16 protein-coding genes are annotated in these 16,191 nt (G+C 64.6%); 7 read left to right on the forward strand and 9 right to left on the reverse strand.

Annotated features, from left to right (window positions below):
• Positions 1-156: 156 nt before the first annotated feature.
• The 3 genes from BLR13_RS00525 to purM form a co-directional block, all read right to left on the reverse strand.
• Entirely contained in the window at positions 157-1,296 is a 1,140-nt protein-coding gene (locus BLR13_RS00525; protein ID WP_074828803.1) for an autotransporter outer membrane beta-barrel domain-containing protein, read from the reverse strand.
• Positions 1,297-1,461: 165 nt separating this feature from the next.
• Positions 1,462-2,112, reverse strand: a complete 651-nt coding sequence (purN, locus tag BLR13_RS00530) for a phosphoribosylglycinamide formyltransferase (RefSeq protein ID WP_074828800.1) — start codon at positions 2,110-2,112, stop codon at positions 1,462-1,464.
• Positions 2,113-2,116: 4 nt separating this feature from the next.
• Positions 2,117-3,190, reverse strand: a complete 1,074-nt coding sequence (gene purM, locus BLR13_RS00535; protein ID WP_074828799.1) for a phosphoribosylformylglycinamidine cyclo-ligase — start codon at positions 3,188-3,190, stop codon at positions 2,117-2,119.
• A 153-nt stretch (positions 3,191-3,343) separates the two neighbouring features.
• Between purM and BLR13_RS00540 the strand changes: the two genes are divergently transcribed.
• The 4 genes from BLR13_RS00540 (at position 3,344) to ppx (ending at position 8,496) form a co-directional block, all read left to right on the forward strand.
• On the forward strand, positions 3,344-3,886 hold the full coding sequence (locus BLR13_RS00540) for a CDP-alcohol phosphatidyltransferase family protein (protein ID WP_074828796.1): 543 nt from the start codon (positions 3,344-3,346) through the stop codon (positions 3,884-3,886).
• A gap of 86 nt (positions 3,887-3,972) precedes the next feature.
• Positions 3,973-4,650, forward strand: coding sequence for a DnaA/Hda family protein (locus BLR13_RS00545; RefSeq protein ID WP_074832175.1), 678 nt, complete (start codon positions 3,973-3,975; stop codon positions 4,648-4,650).
• Positions 4,651-4,788: 138 nt separating this feature from the next.
• Positions 4,789-6,987: an RNA degradosome polyphosphate kinase gene (locus BLR13_RS00550; RefSeq protein WP_074828794.1), complete on the forward strand. Its 2,199-nt coding sequence runs from the start codon at positions 4,789-4,791 to the stop codon at positions 6,985-6,987.
• Between the two features lie 12 nt (positions 6,988-6,999).
• Entirely contained in the window at positions 7,000-8,496 is a 1,497-nt protein-coding gene (gene ppx / locus BLR13_RS00555; protein ID WP_074828791.1) for an exopolyphosphatase, read from the forward strand.
• 30 nt (positions 8,497-8,526) lie between these two features.
• Here ppx and BLR13_RS00560 read toward each other — a convergent pair whose 3' ends face one another.
• The 3 genes from BLR13_RS00560 to ndk all read right to left on the reverse strand — a co-directional run bounded on the left by BLR13_RS00560 (position 8,527) and on the right by ndk (position 10,224).
• Positions 8,527-8,736: a hypothetical protein gene (locus tag BLR13_RS00560; protein WP_074828789.1), complete on the reverse strand. Its 210-nt coding sequence runs from the start codon at positions 8,734-8,736 to the stop codon at positions 8,527-8,529.
• Between the two features lie 114 nt (positions 8,737-8,850).
• A complete protein-coding gene (locus BLR13_RS00565; protein ID WP_074828786.1) occupies positions 8,851-9,693 on the reverse strand; it encodes a TerC family protein in 843 nt (280 codons plus the stop codon).
• 108 nt (positions 9,694-9,801) lie between these two features.
• Positions 9,802-10,224, reverse strand: a complete 423-nt coding sequence (ndk, locus tag BLR13_RS00570; protein ID WP_074828784.1) for a nucleoside-diphosphate kinase — start codon at positions 10,222-10,224, stop codon at positions 9,802-9,804.
• 349 nt (positions 10,225-10,573) lie between these two features.
• Between ndk and BLR13_RS00575 the strand changes: the two genes are divergently transcribed.
• The 3 genes from BLR13_RS00575 to BLR13_RS00580 all read left to right on the forward strand — a co-directional run bounded on the left by BLR13_RS00575 (position 10,574) and on the right by BLR13_RS00580 (position 13,208).
• Positions 10,574-10,858: a sulfur globule protein precursor gene (locus BLR13_RS00575; RefSeq protein WP_074828782.1), complete on the forward strand. Its 285-nt coding sequence runs from the start codon at positions 10,574-10,576 to the stop codon at positions 10,856-10,858.
• A gap of 214 nt (positions 10,859-11,072) precedes the next feature.
• On the forward strand, positions 11,073-11,246 hold the full coding sequence (locus BLR13_RS41005) for a hypothetical protein (RefSeq protein ID WP_171945006.1): 174 nt from the start codon (positions 11,073-11,075) through the stop codon (positions 11,244-11,246).
• 81 nt (positions 11,247-11,327) lie between these two features.
• Positions 11,328-13,208, forward strand: a complete 1,881-nt coding sequence (locus BLR13_RS00580) for an ABC-F family ATP-binding cassette domain-containing protein (RefSeq protein ID WP_074828779.1) — start codon at positions 11,328-11,330, stop codon at positions 13,206-13,208.
• Positions 13,209-13,238: 30 nt separating this feature from the next.
• Here the strand turns inward: BLR13_RS00580 and BLR13_RS00585 are convergent, their stop codons facing one another.
• The 3 genes from BLR13_RS00585 to BLR13_RS00595 form a co-directional block, all read right to left on the reverse strand.
• A complete protein-coding gene (locus tag BLR13_RS00585) occupies positions 13,239-13,742 on the reverse strand; it encodes a hypothetical protein (protein ID WP_074828777.1) in 504 nt (167 codons plus the stop codon).
• A 176-nt stretch (positions 13,743-13,918) separates the two neighbouring features.
• A complete protein-coding gene (locus tag BLR13_RS00590) occupies positions 13,919-14,371 on the reverse strand; it encodes a DNA polymerase III subunit chi (protein ID WP_074828776.1) in 453 nt (150 codons plus the stop codon).
• 53 nt (positions 14,372-14,424) lie between these two features.
• Positions 14,425-15,924, reverse strand: a complete 1,500-nt coding sequence (locus tag BLR13_RS00595) for a leucyl aminopeptidase (RefSeq protein WP_074828774.1) — start codon at positions 15,922-15,924, stop codon at positions 14,425-14,427.
• Positions 15,925-16,191: the final 267 nt, after the last annotated feature.

The following is a 16,191-nucleotide window of genomic DNA, read 5'->3' on the forward strand; positions in this document are numbered from 1 at the left end:
GTTCCCCGGATGCTGCGCAGCGCGCAGCGGTGCGCTGCTGGTCCGGGGTCCAGTAGGTCCCGGCTCTGCGGAGCCATAGCGCGTCGAAGACGCGCGTGAACGCGCTTGTGGCACGCTGCACTGCGTCCGGGACACGAGCGGTGAGCTAGATCTTCATCACCACTTCAACTCGAGCCCGACCGTGCCCTGGTGCGACTGCATCGCGGCGCGGAATTTGGCGTCGTAATTGACGTAGACACGGGCGGTGTTGGTCAGGCTCAGCGACGCCGAGGCGCCGGCATCGGCGCCGTAGCGGCTTTCGCCGATGCCCTGGAACGTGACGCTCTGGGTGCCGAGGCTGACGGTGACGTCGGAGAAATTCTGCACCAGATTGTCGACGAACTTGCCGTAGGCCGAGACGTCGAAAATCTTCTGATCCAGGATCCAGTAGTGCCCGACTTCGGCGCCGATCAGCACGCGTGCGCGCTGCACGGTCGCGGCCGTCGCCATCACCGGATCGAGGCCGCCGAACTCCTGCAGCGATCCGGTCCGGGCCTGGACGTATTCGAACGCGGCTTTCGGCACGATGCGGAACTGGTCCTTCGACCAGTAATAGCTGATCTCGCTCAGCACGCCGTCGAGTCGCGCGTTGTAACCCGCGGTCGCAAGGCCGAAACCGGTGTCGCGGCGTGAATTGATGTTGCCGAAGCCATGCACGACCGCGCTGGCCCAGGTCCACGGCCCGCTGTCGACAGAGGCGTTGAAGCCGAGCTGGGTCAGGTCGATCGTCGCCGACTGCAACGCCAGCGGCACGTCGATCGAGGTGCGGCTCTGGTCGACGGAGAAGCCGACATTGATGCCGGGCGCGACCCGCGCACCGATCCCGGCCACGCCGCCCCAGGTCTTGCGGTTGTCGCCCGCAAACAGGCCGAGCGGACCGTTGGTGGCTGTAATCCCGTAGCCTTCGAACCAGGTCCGGTAGCGCGGCGCTTCCGCAGCTTCCGAGGCGCCGCCGCCGCCCGGGTTGGTCCGCAGCATGCGGCTGAAGCCGTTGGTGGTGCCGAGCCGCTCCAGGAAATTGCTGCCGAGGTTGGTGACCGTCGCGCCCGCCGACATCGTCGAATCGATCATCAGCGGCGTCGGAGTGGGCGCAGGAGGCACGACCGGCGGGGGAGCCACCACCGCGAATTGCGCATGGGCCGGAAACGCAGCGACGAACCCAAGCAGCGGACCGACGAGGCAAAGGAAAACCGCCCGCACCAGCCAGCGGCCGTTGCGGGTCGTGCCTGCTCGCAAAGGCCGCCATGGGCAGCGCATGTGGTCTTATTCCCGAAAAAGACGCCCGCTCGAAAATGCGCAAAAAACCGCTCGGCAGGCCCACCGATTTGCCCTCGTTTGGCCTGCAGCGTCAATCGGTTGGGAGCCGGGCCACCGGCTGAATAAGGCGCATTGTGCTTCGCGGGCCACAGCCCGTGCCGAGAGCTATTTTATGGCCGGCGAGATCAGCGCGCCCGACGCGGTGCTGTCAGATACCTTGCAGATGTCGCCTTCGAGGCGAACCTTGCCCTCGGCGAGCAGCCGCAGCGCCTCCGGATAGATGCGATGCTCGACGCCGAGAATACGCTGCGCCAGCGTCTCCGCGGTGTCGCCGTCGGCAACTCCCACCGCGCCCTGCATCACGATCGGTCCGGCATCGGTCTCGGGGATCACGAAATGCACGGTCGCGCCCGAGATCTTGACGCCGGCCTTGAGCGCCTGGCCATGGGGATCGAGCCCCGGAAAGGACGGCAGCAGCGACGGGTGAATGTTGAGCATTTTCCCGGACCAGCGCTGGACGAATTCGGCGGTGAACAGCCGCATGAATCCGCCAAGACAAATCAGCTCGACCTTGTGCTCATCGAGCCTGGCCTGCAGCACGGCCTCAAAGCCGGCGCGATCCCTGCCGAACGGCTTGCTCGCGATCACGACCGTCGGGATGCCGCTCGCTGCGGCCTTCTCCAGCCCGGGCGCGTCGGCCCGATTGGAAATCACGGTGACGATCTCGGCCGGAAAATCCGCGGCTTTGGCCGCGTCGATCAACGCGACCATGTTCGAGCCGCGGCCGGAAATCAGGATGGCGACGCGGCGCTTCATGATGTCACTGCGAAAGGTCGAGGTGACCGTTATAGACCACGCGATGCTCGCCCTCGGCCGGGATCACTTCGCCGAGCAGGGCCACAGTCTCGCCGGCTTGGGTAAAAATCTCGGTGACCGCGTCGATCGCGTCCGGCCTGACGATGGCGATCATGCCGATGCCGCAGTTGAAGGTGCGCAGCAATTCGAGTTCGGCGATGCCGCCCTGCGCCGCCAGCCATTTGAACACCGGCAAGACCGGCAGCCGCGCCAGATCGATGCCGACGCCGAGGTGTTTCGGCAGCACGCGCGGAATGTTGTCGGTGAAGCCGCCGCCGGTGATGTGGGCGAGGCCCTTGACCGCGCCTGTCTCGCGGATCGCGCGCAGGCATGATTTCACATAGAGCCGCGTCGGCGCCAGCAGCGCGCCGCCCAGCGTCATGACCGGCGAGAACGGCGCCGGCGCATCGAAGCCGAGACCGGACTGCTCGACGATCTTGCGTACCAGCGAGAAGCCGTTGGAGTGAACGCCCGACGAGGCCAGGCCGATCACGGCGTCGCCTGCGGCGATATCCGCCGTCGGCAACAGCGTGCCGCGTTCGGCGGCGCCGACCGCAAAGCCGCCGAGATCGTAATCGCCGTCCTTGTACAGCCCCGGCATTTCCGCGGTCTCGCCGCCGATCAGGGCGCAGCCCGATTCGCGGCAGCCTTCGGCGATGCCGGCCACGATCGACGCCGTCGCTTCCGGGTCGAGCTTGCCGCAGGCAAAATAGTCGAGGAAGAACAGCGGCTCGGCGCCCTGCACCACGAGGTCGTTGACCGACATCGCCACCAGGTCGACGCCGATGCCGCCATGCAGCCCGGTCTCGATGGCGATCTTGACCTTGGTACCGACGCCGTCGGTGGCGGCCACCAGGATCGGATCCTTGAAACCCGCGGCCTTGAGGTCGAACAGGCCGCCGAAGCCGCCGATTTCGGCGTCGGCTCCGGCGCGCGCGGTGGCGCGCACCATCGGCTTGATCAGATCGACCAGGCGGTTGCCCGCGTCGATATCGACGCCCGAATCCGCGTAAGTGAGGCCGTTTTTGCGGTCGTTCATGCCCAAATTCCACCAGGATGAACGGCTGGTTACGAGGAATTCCGCGTTCCTGCAATGGCTCGCAAGCCCTGCCCGCATATACTATGTAGATAACAGCCGGACGGCCCCGCCAGGGGCCGGACCGGTCAGTCGGGGAGCCGGGAAGCGACCGAGTTGAGTATTCCGAATATCATCACGCTGGGACGCATCATCCTGGTGCCGATCATCGTCTGGGCGATCGTCTCCAGCCAGATGGAGATTGCGTTCGCGATTTTTGTCATCGCCGGGGTCAGCGATGCCGTCGACGGCTTTCTCGCCAAGCGGTTCAACATGGCGAGCGAGCTTGGCGCCCTGCTCGACCCGCTGGCCGACAAGGCGCTGCTGGTCTCGATCTATGTCGCGCTCGGAATCTGGGGCGCGGTGCCGCGCTGGATCGTCATCCTGGTGGTGTCGCGCGACATCATGATCGTGTCAGCCGTGATCGTGTCATGGCTGTTCGACAAGCCGGTGGCGATGAAACCCTCGATGGTGTCGAAGCTCAATACGGTGGCGCAGGTGGCGTTCGCAGCGCTGGTGCTGGCTTCGCTCGGCTTCAACTTCAAGCCGACGCCTTACGACTGGATCCTGATGGGTTTCGTTACGATCTTTACTTTGGTTTCGGTCTCGCTCTATCTCGTCGAGTGGGTACGGCACATGAGCACGATTGACGCGAAATAGGGCTGTTTTGGTTTGACGCGTTTTCTTGGCGCGAACCGATGCCCACCTCGCTCGAAAACGCTATGGTAGGCTTCCTGGAGACTTGCGTGGCAGTTCGCGTTCAACCCCGTCAGTTGGCCTTTGCCCTGCCGCATGCAGAGAGCCTGACCCGCGACAATTTTCTGGAAGGGCCGGCCAATGCGGCCGGCCTGGCGCTGATCGACAGCTGGCCGGACTGGCCGAACCGCGTCATGCTGCTGGTCGGACCGGAGGGGTCCGGCAAAAGCCACCTCGCCGCGATCTGGGCCGAGCAAGCCGGCGCGCGTTCGACCTCGGCACATGCGCTCAATGCCGCCGCCGTCCCCGGTGCGCTGGCCACCGGCGCGCTTGTGGTGGAGGACCTGAGGCCGGCGGATTTCGACGAGCGCGCGATGTTCCATCTCTTGAATCTCGCGCGCGAGGACGAGGCCTCGGTGCTGATCACCGCGCGCGTTCCGCCCGTGGCCTTCGAGGTCGAACTGCGCGATCTGCGCTCGCGCCTGCGCGCCATTCCCGTGGTGTCGCTGCTGCCGCCCGACGATCTCCTGTTTCGCGGCCTGATCGTCAAATTCTGCGCCGACCGCCAAATGAGCATCGACGAGACGGTCGTGAGTTATCTGACCACCCGGATCGAGCGGTCCTATGCCGCCGTTCGCCAAGCCATCGACCTCCTGGATACCGAAGCGCTGCGGCTCGGCCGGCCGGTGACCCGGGCGCTGGCTGCCGAATTATTGCGCAACGCCTGATCCGGCGGCAGGTGCCGCTTGACGGCGCGAGCCAGCGGAACATCAATGTCATTGAAACGTCATCGGCGTATCACATGGTTCGCGCTGAACCCGCGCTGACGGCCTTTTTGCGCCCCGGCTGAGATGGATCGAAGCTTTATGGAATCGGCACAAGTTATTGAAATCAAAGAAAAAGAGGCTGTCGCCGAAGCTCCTCCCGCGATCGCGACCAGCCCCGAGCGATTCATCAACCGCGAACAGTCCTGGCTGCATTTCAACCGCCGGGTGCTCGAAGAGGCCGTCAATCCCGGCCATCCCGTGCTGGAGCGGGTCCGGTTCCTGTCGATTTCCGCCAATAACCTTGATGAGTTCTTCATGGTCCGCGTCGCCGGTATCAAGGCGCAGGTCCGCGAGGGTATCGCCGAACGCAGCCCCGACGGCCTGACGCCGTCCGAACAGCTCGTCGCCATCAACAAGACGGTTTCCGAACTCGCCAGCGACCAGCAGGCGATCTGGAGCAATCTGCGCCCCACTCTGTCCGAGCATGGCATCGTGCTGGTCGATGGCCATGACGTCACCAAGCCGGAACGGAGCTGGATCGAGGATCACTTCCTCCGCAACATCTTCCCGTTGCTGACGCCGCTGGCGATCGATCCGGCGCACCCGTTCCCGTTCATCCCGAGCCTCGGTTTCACCATCGCGCTGCATCTGGCGCGGGTCTCCGATGGCAAGCCGATGAACGCGCTGATCCGCATGCCCGGCAAGATCGACCGCTTCATCCGCATGCCCGCGGGCAAGGACGGCGCGGTGCGGCTGATCACGCTGGAACAGGCCACCGGCCTGTTCATCGGCCGCCTGTTCCCCGGCTACACCGTCAAGGGTCAGGGCGCGTTCCGGGTGATCCGCGATTCCGAACTGGAAATCGAGGAAGAGGCCGAAGATCTGGTCCGGTTGTTCGAGACCGCGCTGAAGCGGCGCCGCCGCGGATCGGTGATCCGGCTCGAGATCGAAGCCAAGATGCCGGAAGAACTGCGCGCCTTCGTGCAGCGCGCGCTGTCCACTGCCGACGACGAGATCTTCCTGGTCGACGGCGTGCTGGCGATGAACGAGCTGTCGCAACTGACCCGCATCGACCGCCCCGATCTCGAATTCGTGCCCTACGTGCCGCGCCATCCCGAACGCGTCCGGGATCACGGCGGCGACATTTTCGCCGCGATCCGGCAGAAGGACCTGATCGTCCATCACCCCTACGAATCCTTCGACGTCGTCGTCCAGTTCCTGCAGCAAGCGGCGCGCGACCCGGATGTCGTCGCCATCAAGCAGACGCTGTACCGCACATCGAACAACTCGCCGATCGTGCGCGCGCTGGCGGAAGCCGCCGAGGCCGGCAAGTCGGTGACCGCGCTGATCGAACTCAAGGCCCGCTTCGACGAGGAAGCCAATATCCGCTGGGCGCGCGACCTCGAACGCGCCGGCGTCCAGGTGGTGTACGGCTTCATCGAACTGAAGACCCACGCCAAGCTGTCGATGGTGGTGCGCCGCGAGGGCGGCAATCTCGCCACCTATGTCCACACCGGCACCGGCAACTATCACCCGGTGACGGCGCGCATCTATACCGATCTGTCCTATTTCACCTCGGATCCGACGATCGGCCGCGATGCCGCGCGGGTCTTCAACTACATCACCGGCTATGCCGAGCCGAGCGACATCGAGAAAATGGCGGTGTCGCCGCTGACGCTGCGCAAGCGCATCATCGAGCACATCAAGGGCGAGACCAATCACGTCAAGCACGGCAGGCCCGGCGTAATCTGGATGAAGATGAACTCGCTGGTCGATCCTGACGTCATCGACGCGCTGTACGAGGCCTCGCAGGCCGGCGTGTCGATCGAACTGGTGGTGCGCGGCATCTGCTGTCTGCGTCCCGGCATTGCCGGACTGTCAGACAACATCAGGGTCAAATCGATCATCGGCCGCTTCCTGGAACACGGCCGAATCTACTGCTTTGGCATGGGTCAGGGCCTGCCGAGCACCAAAGCGGCTGTGTATATCTCGTCCGCCGACATGATGCCGCGGAACCTCGACCGCCGTGTCGAAATCCTCTGCCCGCTGCAAAATCCCACGGTGCATCAGCAGGTTCTCGAACAGATCATGGTCGCGAACCTGAAGGATACCGAGCAGAGCTGGCAATTGTTGCCCGACGGGTCTTCAACGCGTATGAAGGCCGCGAAGGGCGAAGAGCCGTTCAATCTGCACAACTACTTCATGACGAATCCGAGTCTGTCAGGCCGTGGAAAGTCTCTCAAGGAATCTTCGCCGCGCCGCCTCACCCGTCGGAACGAGCGTCAGCAATCGACATAGCGGGGCGCGGCTGTGAAGCGGCCGCGCAAGCGCAGCGTCGCCGTCATCGACATCGGTTCGAACTCGGTTCGTCTCGTCGTCTATGAGCAGATGGCGCGCAGCCTCGTCACGATCTTCAACGAGAAGGCGTTGTGCGGGCTCGGTCGCGAGGTCCAGAGCACCGGTCTGCTGGCGGCCGACGCCGTCGCCAAGGCGCTGACGGCGTTGCGGCGATTTCGGGCGCTGTGCAGGATACAGCAGGTCGGCCGCGTCTACGCGATCGCCACCGCGGCCTGCCGCGACGCCGAAAACGGTCCCGACTTCATCGCCAAAGCCGAGCGGATCTGCGGCGCCAAGATCGAGATTCTCTCCGGCCCGCGCGAAGCCAAACTGTCCGCGCTCGGCGTCATCTCCGGCATTCACAATCCCGACGGCATCGTCGGCGACCTCGGCGGCGGCTCGCTCGAACTGATCGACGTGCGCGGCAACCGCGTCCGCGGCGGCGTGACCTTGCCGCTCGGAAGCCTCGCACTGCAGGATCTCGCCGACAAATCGCTGAAACGCGCCGAGCGCATCGTCAGGACCGAGCTCATCGACGTCGCCCAGCTCAAGGCCGGCCGCGGGCGCACCTTCTATGCGGTCGGCGGCACCTGGCGCGCGCTGGCGCGTATCCACATCCTCCAGAGCGGCTATCCGCTGCGGGTGATGCACGGCTATTCGATTTCTGCCGCGGAAGCGCTGGATTTCGCGCGGCGCCTGCGCCGGCTCGCGGCGGCCAACATGCTGGCCAACATCGAAATCATCGCCGACGCCAGACGGCCGCTTTTGACCTATGCGGCGCTGGTGCTGGAATACATCATCCGCGTCGCCAAGCCGAAGACGATCGTGTTCTCGACCTTCGGCGTGCGCGAGGGCCTGCTCTACGAGATGCTGCCGCAGCAGGAGCGCGCCAAGGACGGATTCATCTGCGCCGCGCAGACCCTGAACGGATTGTTGTCGCGATCCGCGCGCCATGCCGAGGAACTGGTCGGCTGGACCGACCGGCTGGTCCGGGTGGTGAAGCTGCGCGAGACCGAGGAAGACCGCCGCCTGCGCCATGCCGCCTGCCTGCTGTCGGATGTCGGCTGGCGGGTGCATCCCGACCACCGCGGCGAGGAAACGCTGAGCCTGATCACCAACGGCAATTTCGGCTCGATCAGCCACCAGGGCCGCGCCTTCGTCGCGCTATCGGTGTTCTATCGTTACGCCGGCCTGAGCGAGGAAAACGAGCCGCCGGCGCAGATCCGTGAACTGCTGCCGCCGGCGATGGTCGAACGCGCCCGGGTTCTCGGCGCCGCGTTCCGCGTCGCGCATCTGATCTCCGCGGCGCGCACCGGCGTGCTGCCGGCGACGCATTTCCGCACCCGCGGCCGCAAGCTGATGCTGGTGTTCGAACATCGCATGGTCGATCTCGTCGCCGATCGCGTCGGCAGCCGCTTCAAGCAACTGGCGCGGCTGGTCGGACGAACGGGCTCGATCGTGCGGAAGTGAGACGGAACAAGGCGCCGTCGGAGTGGCGCCTCAGACGCTCGGTCCTGCGAGGCTACCTTCCAGCTCGGCCTTGGCGATATCAAGACCGCGCTGGCGCCCCTCGGCAAAACTTTGAGCAATGGTTCTCGCAACGATTTCGGCATCGTCGGCCGAGAGCCCCTTGAGAGGTGCCAATGCGCACACGATCCTGCGCGCGCGCAGCAGGTCCATCTCGGTGACAACGGGCGGTTTGAACGCCATTGGTGCAGCTCCGCAACCGCAGAACGCCTCGATGCTAACATGGCCCGGCGCGTACAGGTATGCGCTGCGCAAGGCGAATGCGGCGTTACGGCCGGGCTGATTGCATTGCTCCGCTTACGCCGCTTTCGCGGAATGCGCGGCGTGCTTTTGCAGCGTGCGCTTGCGCCAGATCGCGCCGACGACCAGCACCACGATCACGCCGAGCCCGGCGCAAACCAGTTCGCCGCCATTGCCGTGATTGGCAAAGTGCGGCGCCGCGCCGAACGACGCCAGCATCGAATCGAGCTTGACGCCGAACGGGCCCGACAACAACGCGTCCAGCTTCGGGTGAATGGCAGGATCGGTTGCAATCACGTCGCCGGCGATCCAGCCGAGCAAAGCTGCACCCGCCCACACCAGGATCGGCAGCCGCGTCAGCAGCGCCATGATCAGGGCGGCACCTGCGACGATCAGGGGAACGCTGATCGCAAGCCCGAGCACCAACAGCGGCACGCTGCCGTTGGCGGCGGCGGCCACCGCGATCACATTGTCGAGGCTCATCACGATATCGGCGACGACGACGATCTGCACCGCCGCCCACAGATGGGAGGCGGATTCGACGCCCTCCTCATCTTCCTGCTCGGGCACCAGCAGCTTCGCCGCGATCACGATCAGCGCCAGCCCGCCGACCAACTTGAGGTACGGCAGCGCCATCAGGGTTGCGACAATTCCGGTGAAGATGATGCGCAGGATGACTGCGGCGCCGGCGCCCAGGATCATGCCCCACAGCCGATGCCGTGGCTCAAGCCCGCGGCAGGCCAGCGCGATCACCAGCGCGTTGTCGCCGGACAGCAGCACGTTGATCCAGATGATCTTGCCGACCGCGACCCAGAATGCCGGTTGGGTCATTTCAGTCTGAAACTGGGTGACGAACGCTCCGATGTTCGCCGGATCGAAGATCTGCCACAGCCAGTTCACGGCGCTTCCTTCTTCGGCCTCGCGGGCCGCATTGTTTTCGGCCTTGCGGCCATCTTCAGTTGGGCCTTGCGGCCGGTGTGGGCGGCGATTGCACGCCGCCCAAGCTGTTTAGCCGACGATTTCGTTGCCGGAGAAGAACTGCGCGATTTCGATCGCGGCGGTTTCCGTCGCATCCGAACCATGCACCGAGTTTTCGCCGATCGACTTGGCGTGAACCTTGCGGATGGTGCCGTCAGCCGCCTTCGACGGATCGGTGGCGCCCATCACGTCGCGGTACTTGAGCACGGCGCCCTCGCCCTGCAGCACCTGAACCACGACCGGACCCGAGGTCATGAAGTCGACCAGTTCGCCGAAGAAAGGACGCGCCTTGTGCACGGCATAGAAGGTTTCGGCCTGCTCGCGGGTCATGCGAATCCGCTTCTGGGCCACGATCCGCAAGCCCGCCTTCTCGATGATCGCGTTGACCGCGCCGGTCAGATTACGCTCGGTCGCGTCGGGCTTGATAATCGAGAAAGTGCGTTCAATCGCCATGTTTTCGTCCTTACAAAACGCCGGGTGAGAGTTGCCGGGCTTATATCGGCGCCACCTCACGACGGCAAGCGACCCGATGACGCGTCAACCCATCGGTTTTGCCGCGCTTTCATGACGCGAACCACAGCCCCGAAGCGCCGTCAGCCCAAAACGCCAACGGGCGGCAAATTACAGCAATTTCACAAAGGTGAACCCTTTCTGAAACCGCCGTCCCGGCTTCGTTCAGCTTCGCCGGCCTAGGATCATCCTCGATCGGACGCCTCCTTCAGCCCGCAGGCTGGCCAGAGGCGTCACGGGAGGCGATTTCACCGATGGCGTCTGACAGCGCCGAAACCTCGAGGAGACGATCATGTTTCGCAAACTCGCGCTTGTTGCAGTGGCCGCGGCTTCGCTGGGTGTAGCCGCGTTGGCGCCTACCTCCGCCTCGGCCTGGGGTGGATGGCACGGTGGTGGCGGTTGGCACGGCGGTGGCTGGCATGGTGGTTGGCACCGCGGCTGGGGTGGTCCCCGCTTCTTCGTCGGCGGCCCGGCCTATTACGGCGGCGGATATGGCTATGGCGGCGGCTGCTATGTGCGCCAGTTGGTCGGAACCCCCTGGGGCCCGCGCTGGAGGCTGGTCAACCGCTGCTATTGATTTGACGTGAGCTCCCCTGACTGGACGCCCCGGCCACCGCGCCGGGGCTTTTTTTGATTCGCCGGAACCAATCGCACGTTTGCGGTCCGGCTATCAGCGCGCGAACGCATGTGATCATACAACGCGGAAACAAAATGGCCCTCCGCGACTTGGTTCAGCAACAGATCATTGATCCCAGCGAAACCTGCGGGGCGGAACACGCGAGAGACCAGCCATGAATGCCCAAAACAACAGCGATTCCGAGCCAATCGATCACAAGACATCCCGCTCGATCTGCGATGCCGTCGGCGAACGGCTACAGCAGAGCCTGCACCCGGAGACCGAGCTGTCACAGCCGTTGCGGCAGCTTATGGATCAACTTCGCCGGCACGACGCCGAACTGCATTAAGGGCCCAAGGAGCGGCCGATTAGCGGCCGATTTCACCGATTTATGGGTTGCGTTTGCGAGCGGCACCGGTGACAAGGCCGCATGCTTTCAATCACTGATATTTCGATCCGGATTGCCGGACGGCTCCTGATCGACGATAGCTCGGCACAGATCGTGCCCGGCGCGCGCGTCGGCTTTGTCGGCCGCAACGGCGTCGGCAAATCGACGCTGTTCCACGCGATTCGCGGCGACCTGCCGCTCGAGTCCGGAAGCATCTCCTTGCCACCCCGCTGGCGGATCGGCAGCCTCGCGCAGGAAGCGCCCGACGGCCCGGAAAGCCTCGTCGACGTGGTGCTGAAGGCCGATCTGGAGCGCGACGCGCTGCTGCAGGAAGCCGAAACCGCCCACGATCCGCACCGGATTGCCGAAATCCAGACCCGGCTCGTCGACATCGACGCGCACTCCGCGCCGGCGCGCGCCGCTGCGATCCTGAGCGGGCTCGGATTTTCAACGGCGGATCAGGCGCGGTCCTGTTCGGAGTTCTCCGGCGGCTGGCGCATGCGTGTGGCGCTCGCCGCGACGCTGTTCTCGGCGCCGGATCTGTTGCTGCTGGACGAACCCACCAACTATCTCGACCTCGAAGGCACGCTCTGGCTGGAAGATCATCTGGCGAACTATCCGCGCACGGTCATCGTTATCAGCCATGATCGCGATCTGCTCGACACTTCGGTCGACCAGATCCTGCATCTCGATCGCGGCAAGCTGACCCTCTACAAGGGGACCTATTCCTCGTTCGAGGAACAGCGCGCCACCCGCGAGATGCTGGATGCCAAGCACGCCAAGCGCCAGGCCGACGAGCGCAAGCGGCTGCAGGCCTTCGTCGACCGCTTCAAGGCCAAGGCCTCCAAGGCCCGCCAGGCCCAGTCGCGCGTCAAGATGCTGGAGCGGATGAAGCCGGTCACCGCGCTGGTAACCCAGGACGTGCGCGAGATTTCATTTCCGGCGCCGGAAAAAATGCTGTCGCCGCCGATCATCGCGGTCGATGAGGTTTCGGTCGGCTACGATCCGAAGAAGCCCGTGCTCAACCGCGTCACGCTGCGCATCGACACCGACGACCGCATCGCCCTGCTCGGCTCCAACGGCAACGGCAAGTCGACGCTGGTCAAGCTTTTGGCGGGCAAGCTGCCGCCGTTCTCCGGCCGGGTCACCCGCGCGGAGAAATTGTCGGTCGGCTATTTCGCGCAGCATCAGGTCGATGAGCTCAACCTGGACGGCTCGCCCTACGATCACGTCCGCAAGCTGATGCCCGACATGCCCGAGAGCAAGGTGCGCGCGCGCGTCGGCGCGATCGGCTTCTCCGGCAAGGCCGGCGATACCCTGGTCAAGAGCCTGTCCGGCGGCGAGAAAGCCCGGCTGCTGCTCGGCCTTGCCACATTCGCAGCCCCCAACATGATCATCCTCGACGAGCCGACCAACCATCTCGATATCGACAGCCGCGCGGCATTGGCCGAAGCGATCAACGATTATCCGGGCGCCGTCATCATGGTCTCGCACGACCGCTATTTGATCGAAGCCTGCGCCGATCAGTTGTGGGTCGTCGCCGATCAGAAGGTCACGACCTATGACGGCGACCTCGATGACTACAGGCGCATGGTGCTGTCGGCGCGCGGCATGCGCACCAACTCACGCGACCGCGGCAACGAGCGCGAAAACGTCCGGGAAACCGCCAAGCCGGAACGCGGAAAGAGCGAAAAGCGGACACCGCTGAAGCAGAAGATCGCCGAGGCCGAGGCCGAGATCGAACGCATCAACGGCATCATCGCCAAGATCGACACCGCACTGGCGCTGCCGGATCTGTTCAGCCGCGATCCCAAGCAGGCCACCCAGCTCAGCAAGGCGCGCGCCGGCGCCGCAAGCGCGTTGCAGCGCGCCGAAGAAGTCTGGCTCGAGGCAAGTTCGCAATACGACAAAGCGGCGGGATAACGCGTCTTCGAGCTTCGGCTGCGATGACGCTTACGTCGCGGCGGGCTTCTTCTTTGCCTTCGGCTTGGCGACCTTTGGCTGCGCCACCGGCTCGGCGCCGCGTTCGATCGACGTCAGGCGTCCGGCGGTAAAGGTGTAGATGCCGGCGCGCTGGCCGTGCGAGTAGTTGACGACGACCATGCGATCGCCACGCGCGTTATTTGAAAGATTGACGCTGTCAGGCGCGCCGATGCCGCGCACCACGTCGCATTCGGTATGGCCAAGCGCCACCGTTCCCGTCGTCGAAGGTGGCGGGCTGCCTGCAGCACCATCGGCGAGCGCGTTGGCGTCCGCGCCGGGCGCTGCCATTCCCGGACAGGCGCCGTCGGCACTGACGAGTTCATCCGGCGCCACCGCCCTGGTCGGCGACAATGGCGGGGTTTCGATCGAAACGTTGCGGATGAACACGCGGCCGGAACGCGAGAACCAGTCGGCATCCTTGCTCAGCCAATCGGGCGTGCCCGAGCAGCCCGCGAGTACCGGCCCGAGCAACATCAACGTCAGCAGTGATTTTCGACCGATGGTTCCGTCCCGCACGCTAGACCCTGGCTCCCGCCCTACCGTAACCCCGTACTGTAACTACTTGTCCCAACACCACTTTGCGGCACGACCGTGGCTGCGCGCAAGGTTCGAGGCAGAAACCGCAGATTATCATTAATTGCCGGATATCGCTATTGCCGTCGCTGCCACCGGCCGCGGTCGTCGGTCTGCCAGTAGGTCACCTCAAATCCGCGGGCCTTGCAATCGGTCCAGGCGCCGCGCGCCACGTCCAGCGCCTCGGTGTCGTCGCCGTTGAAAACCAGCACCAGCCGCTCGTAGCTGTCGGCGTCGGCCGGCAGCGCCGCATTGTCGATCAGGAACCTGACGTTAGCGCGGTTCGGATTGCCCTCCTCGACCGACAGGATGACGGGGTGGTCCGGCGCATCGGCGGCGCGCCAGGTGGCGTGCGGCAGGAACGAATCGTCGCTGTAGGTCCACAAGTGGGCGTCGAGCGCCTCGGTGCGTTCCTGCGAGGTCGATTGCACGACCACGCGCCAGCCGCGCTCCAGCGATTTTTCCAGCAAGGGCGGCAACACGCTTTCAAGCGACATGTTCTGCAGATGGTAGAACAGGACTTCCGTCATCCGACCTCGGCGGTTTGTCGTGGTATTCACTCAAGCCGTTGCTTGCGCTCAAGCTATTTCTTGGCTTCGTAATATTCCGTAACCAGCTGATCCAGCAGGCGAACGCCGTAGCCCGAACCCCAACTGTGATTGATTTCGGTTTTCGGCGCCCCCATCGCGGTTCCCGCAATGTCGAGATGCGCCCACGGCGTGTCGTCGACGAATCGCTGCAGGAACTGTGCGGCGGTGATCGAACCGCCATTGCGCACGCCGGCGTTCTTCACGTCGGCGAATTGCGAGTCGATCATCTTGTCGTAATCGGGACCAAGCGGCATGCGCCAGACGCGTTCGTCGGTATCGAGGCCGATCTTGGTCAGCCGCTCCGCCAGTTCGTCATTGTTGGAAAACAGCCCGGCATGCTGGGTGCCGAGCGCGACCATGATGGCCCCGGTAAGCGTCGCCAGATCGATCATGAATTTGGGCTTGAACTTCTTTGCCACGTACCAGAGCACGTCGGCCAGCACCAGGCGGCCCTCGGCGTCGGTGTTGATGATCTCGATCGTTTGCCCCGACATCGAGGTGACGATGTCGCCCGGGCGCTGGGCATTGCCGTCGGGCATGTTCTCGACCAGACCGATGGCGCCGACTGCGTTGACCCGTGCTTTGCGCGCGGCCAGCGCGTGCATCAGCCCGACCACGCAGGCCGCCCCGCCCATGTCGCCCTTCATGTCTTCCATGCCGGCGGCGCCCTTGATGGAAATGCCGCCGGTATCGAAGCAGACGCCCTTGCCGACGAAAGCGACGGGCTGATCGCCCTTCTTGCCGCCGTTCCAGCGCATGATCACCACGCGGCCGGGCTGCGTGGAACCCTGGGCCACGCCGAGCAAGGCGCCCATGCCGAGTTTCGTCATCGCCTTGACGTCGAGCACCTCGATATCGACGCCGAGCTTCTTGAGCTGGCTGGCGCGGCGCGCGAATTCGACCGGATAAAGCACGTTCGGCGGCTCGTTGACGAGTTCGCGCGCGATGATCACGCCATCGACGACATGCGACGCGGGCGCGAAGGCCTTCCGTGCCTCGGCGACATCGCCGACGGCAATCGAAATGTCGGCACGCAAGGCGCCGTTCTCGTCTTTCTTCTTGGTCTTGTAGCGATCGAATTTATAGGCGCGCAGCCGGATGCCCGACGCGATCCCGGCCGCGGCATCGGCGTGCATCGCGCCGTCAGGCAATTCGGCGATGATGGTAACGGTCGCGCTGGCGGCGTTGAGCTTACCCGCCGTCACGCCACCGAATTTGAGAAAGTCCTTGGCCTTGATGTCGGCCGGCTTGCCGGTGCCGACGACGATCAGACGGTCCGCCTTGATTCCCTCCGGCGCCGGGATGTCGAGCGCCGACCCGCTCTTGCCCTTGAACTGGTTGGCCGCCGCCGCGCGCTTGACGGTATTGGCCGCCGCTCCCAGCGCCTTCCGCGTTGCCGTCCCGAATTTCAGCGCGTCGTCGCAAAACACCACGAGAACGCCGCGCGACGCTGCGGAAAACGGAACAAAGCCGACCTTGACGGCGTCGGACATAGGCAAATCCTCCAGAATTCAGGGCTGTGTGCAGAGCATAAGATGGCCCGGGCGCGGCCCGGGATATTTTTGGTTTTTACATCGGCAACGGCCCGAAATCGCTTCAAGACCGCCGGTTTCCGGCACTATGGCCTGTGAAGCGCCACACTGCCAAGCGCTGGCGTGGCCGGAAGGCCACATCAAGTGAATTATTAACCATATCCTGAGGGTGCCACGGCCCGGCCATTTTGTTGACGGATCAAAGGGATGGTAGTGAGAATGTAGACG

Origin of the sequence: Bradyrhizobium ottawaense (assembly GCF_900099825.1) — a bacterium.
Taxonomy (GTDB): domain Bacteria; phylum Pseudomonadota; class Alphaproteobacteria; order Rhizobiales; family Xanthobacteraceae; genus Bradyrhizobium; species Bradyrhizobium ottawaense_A.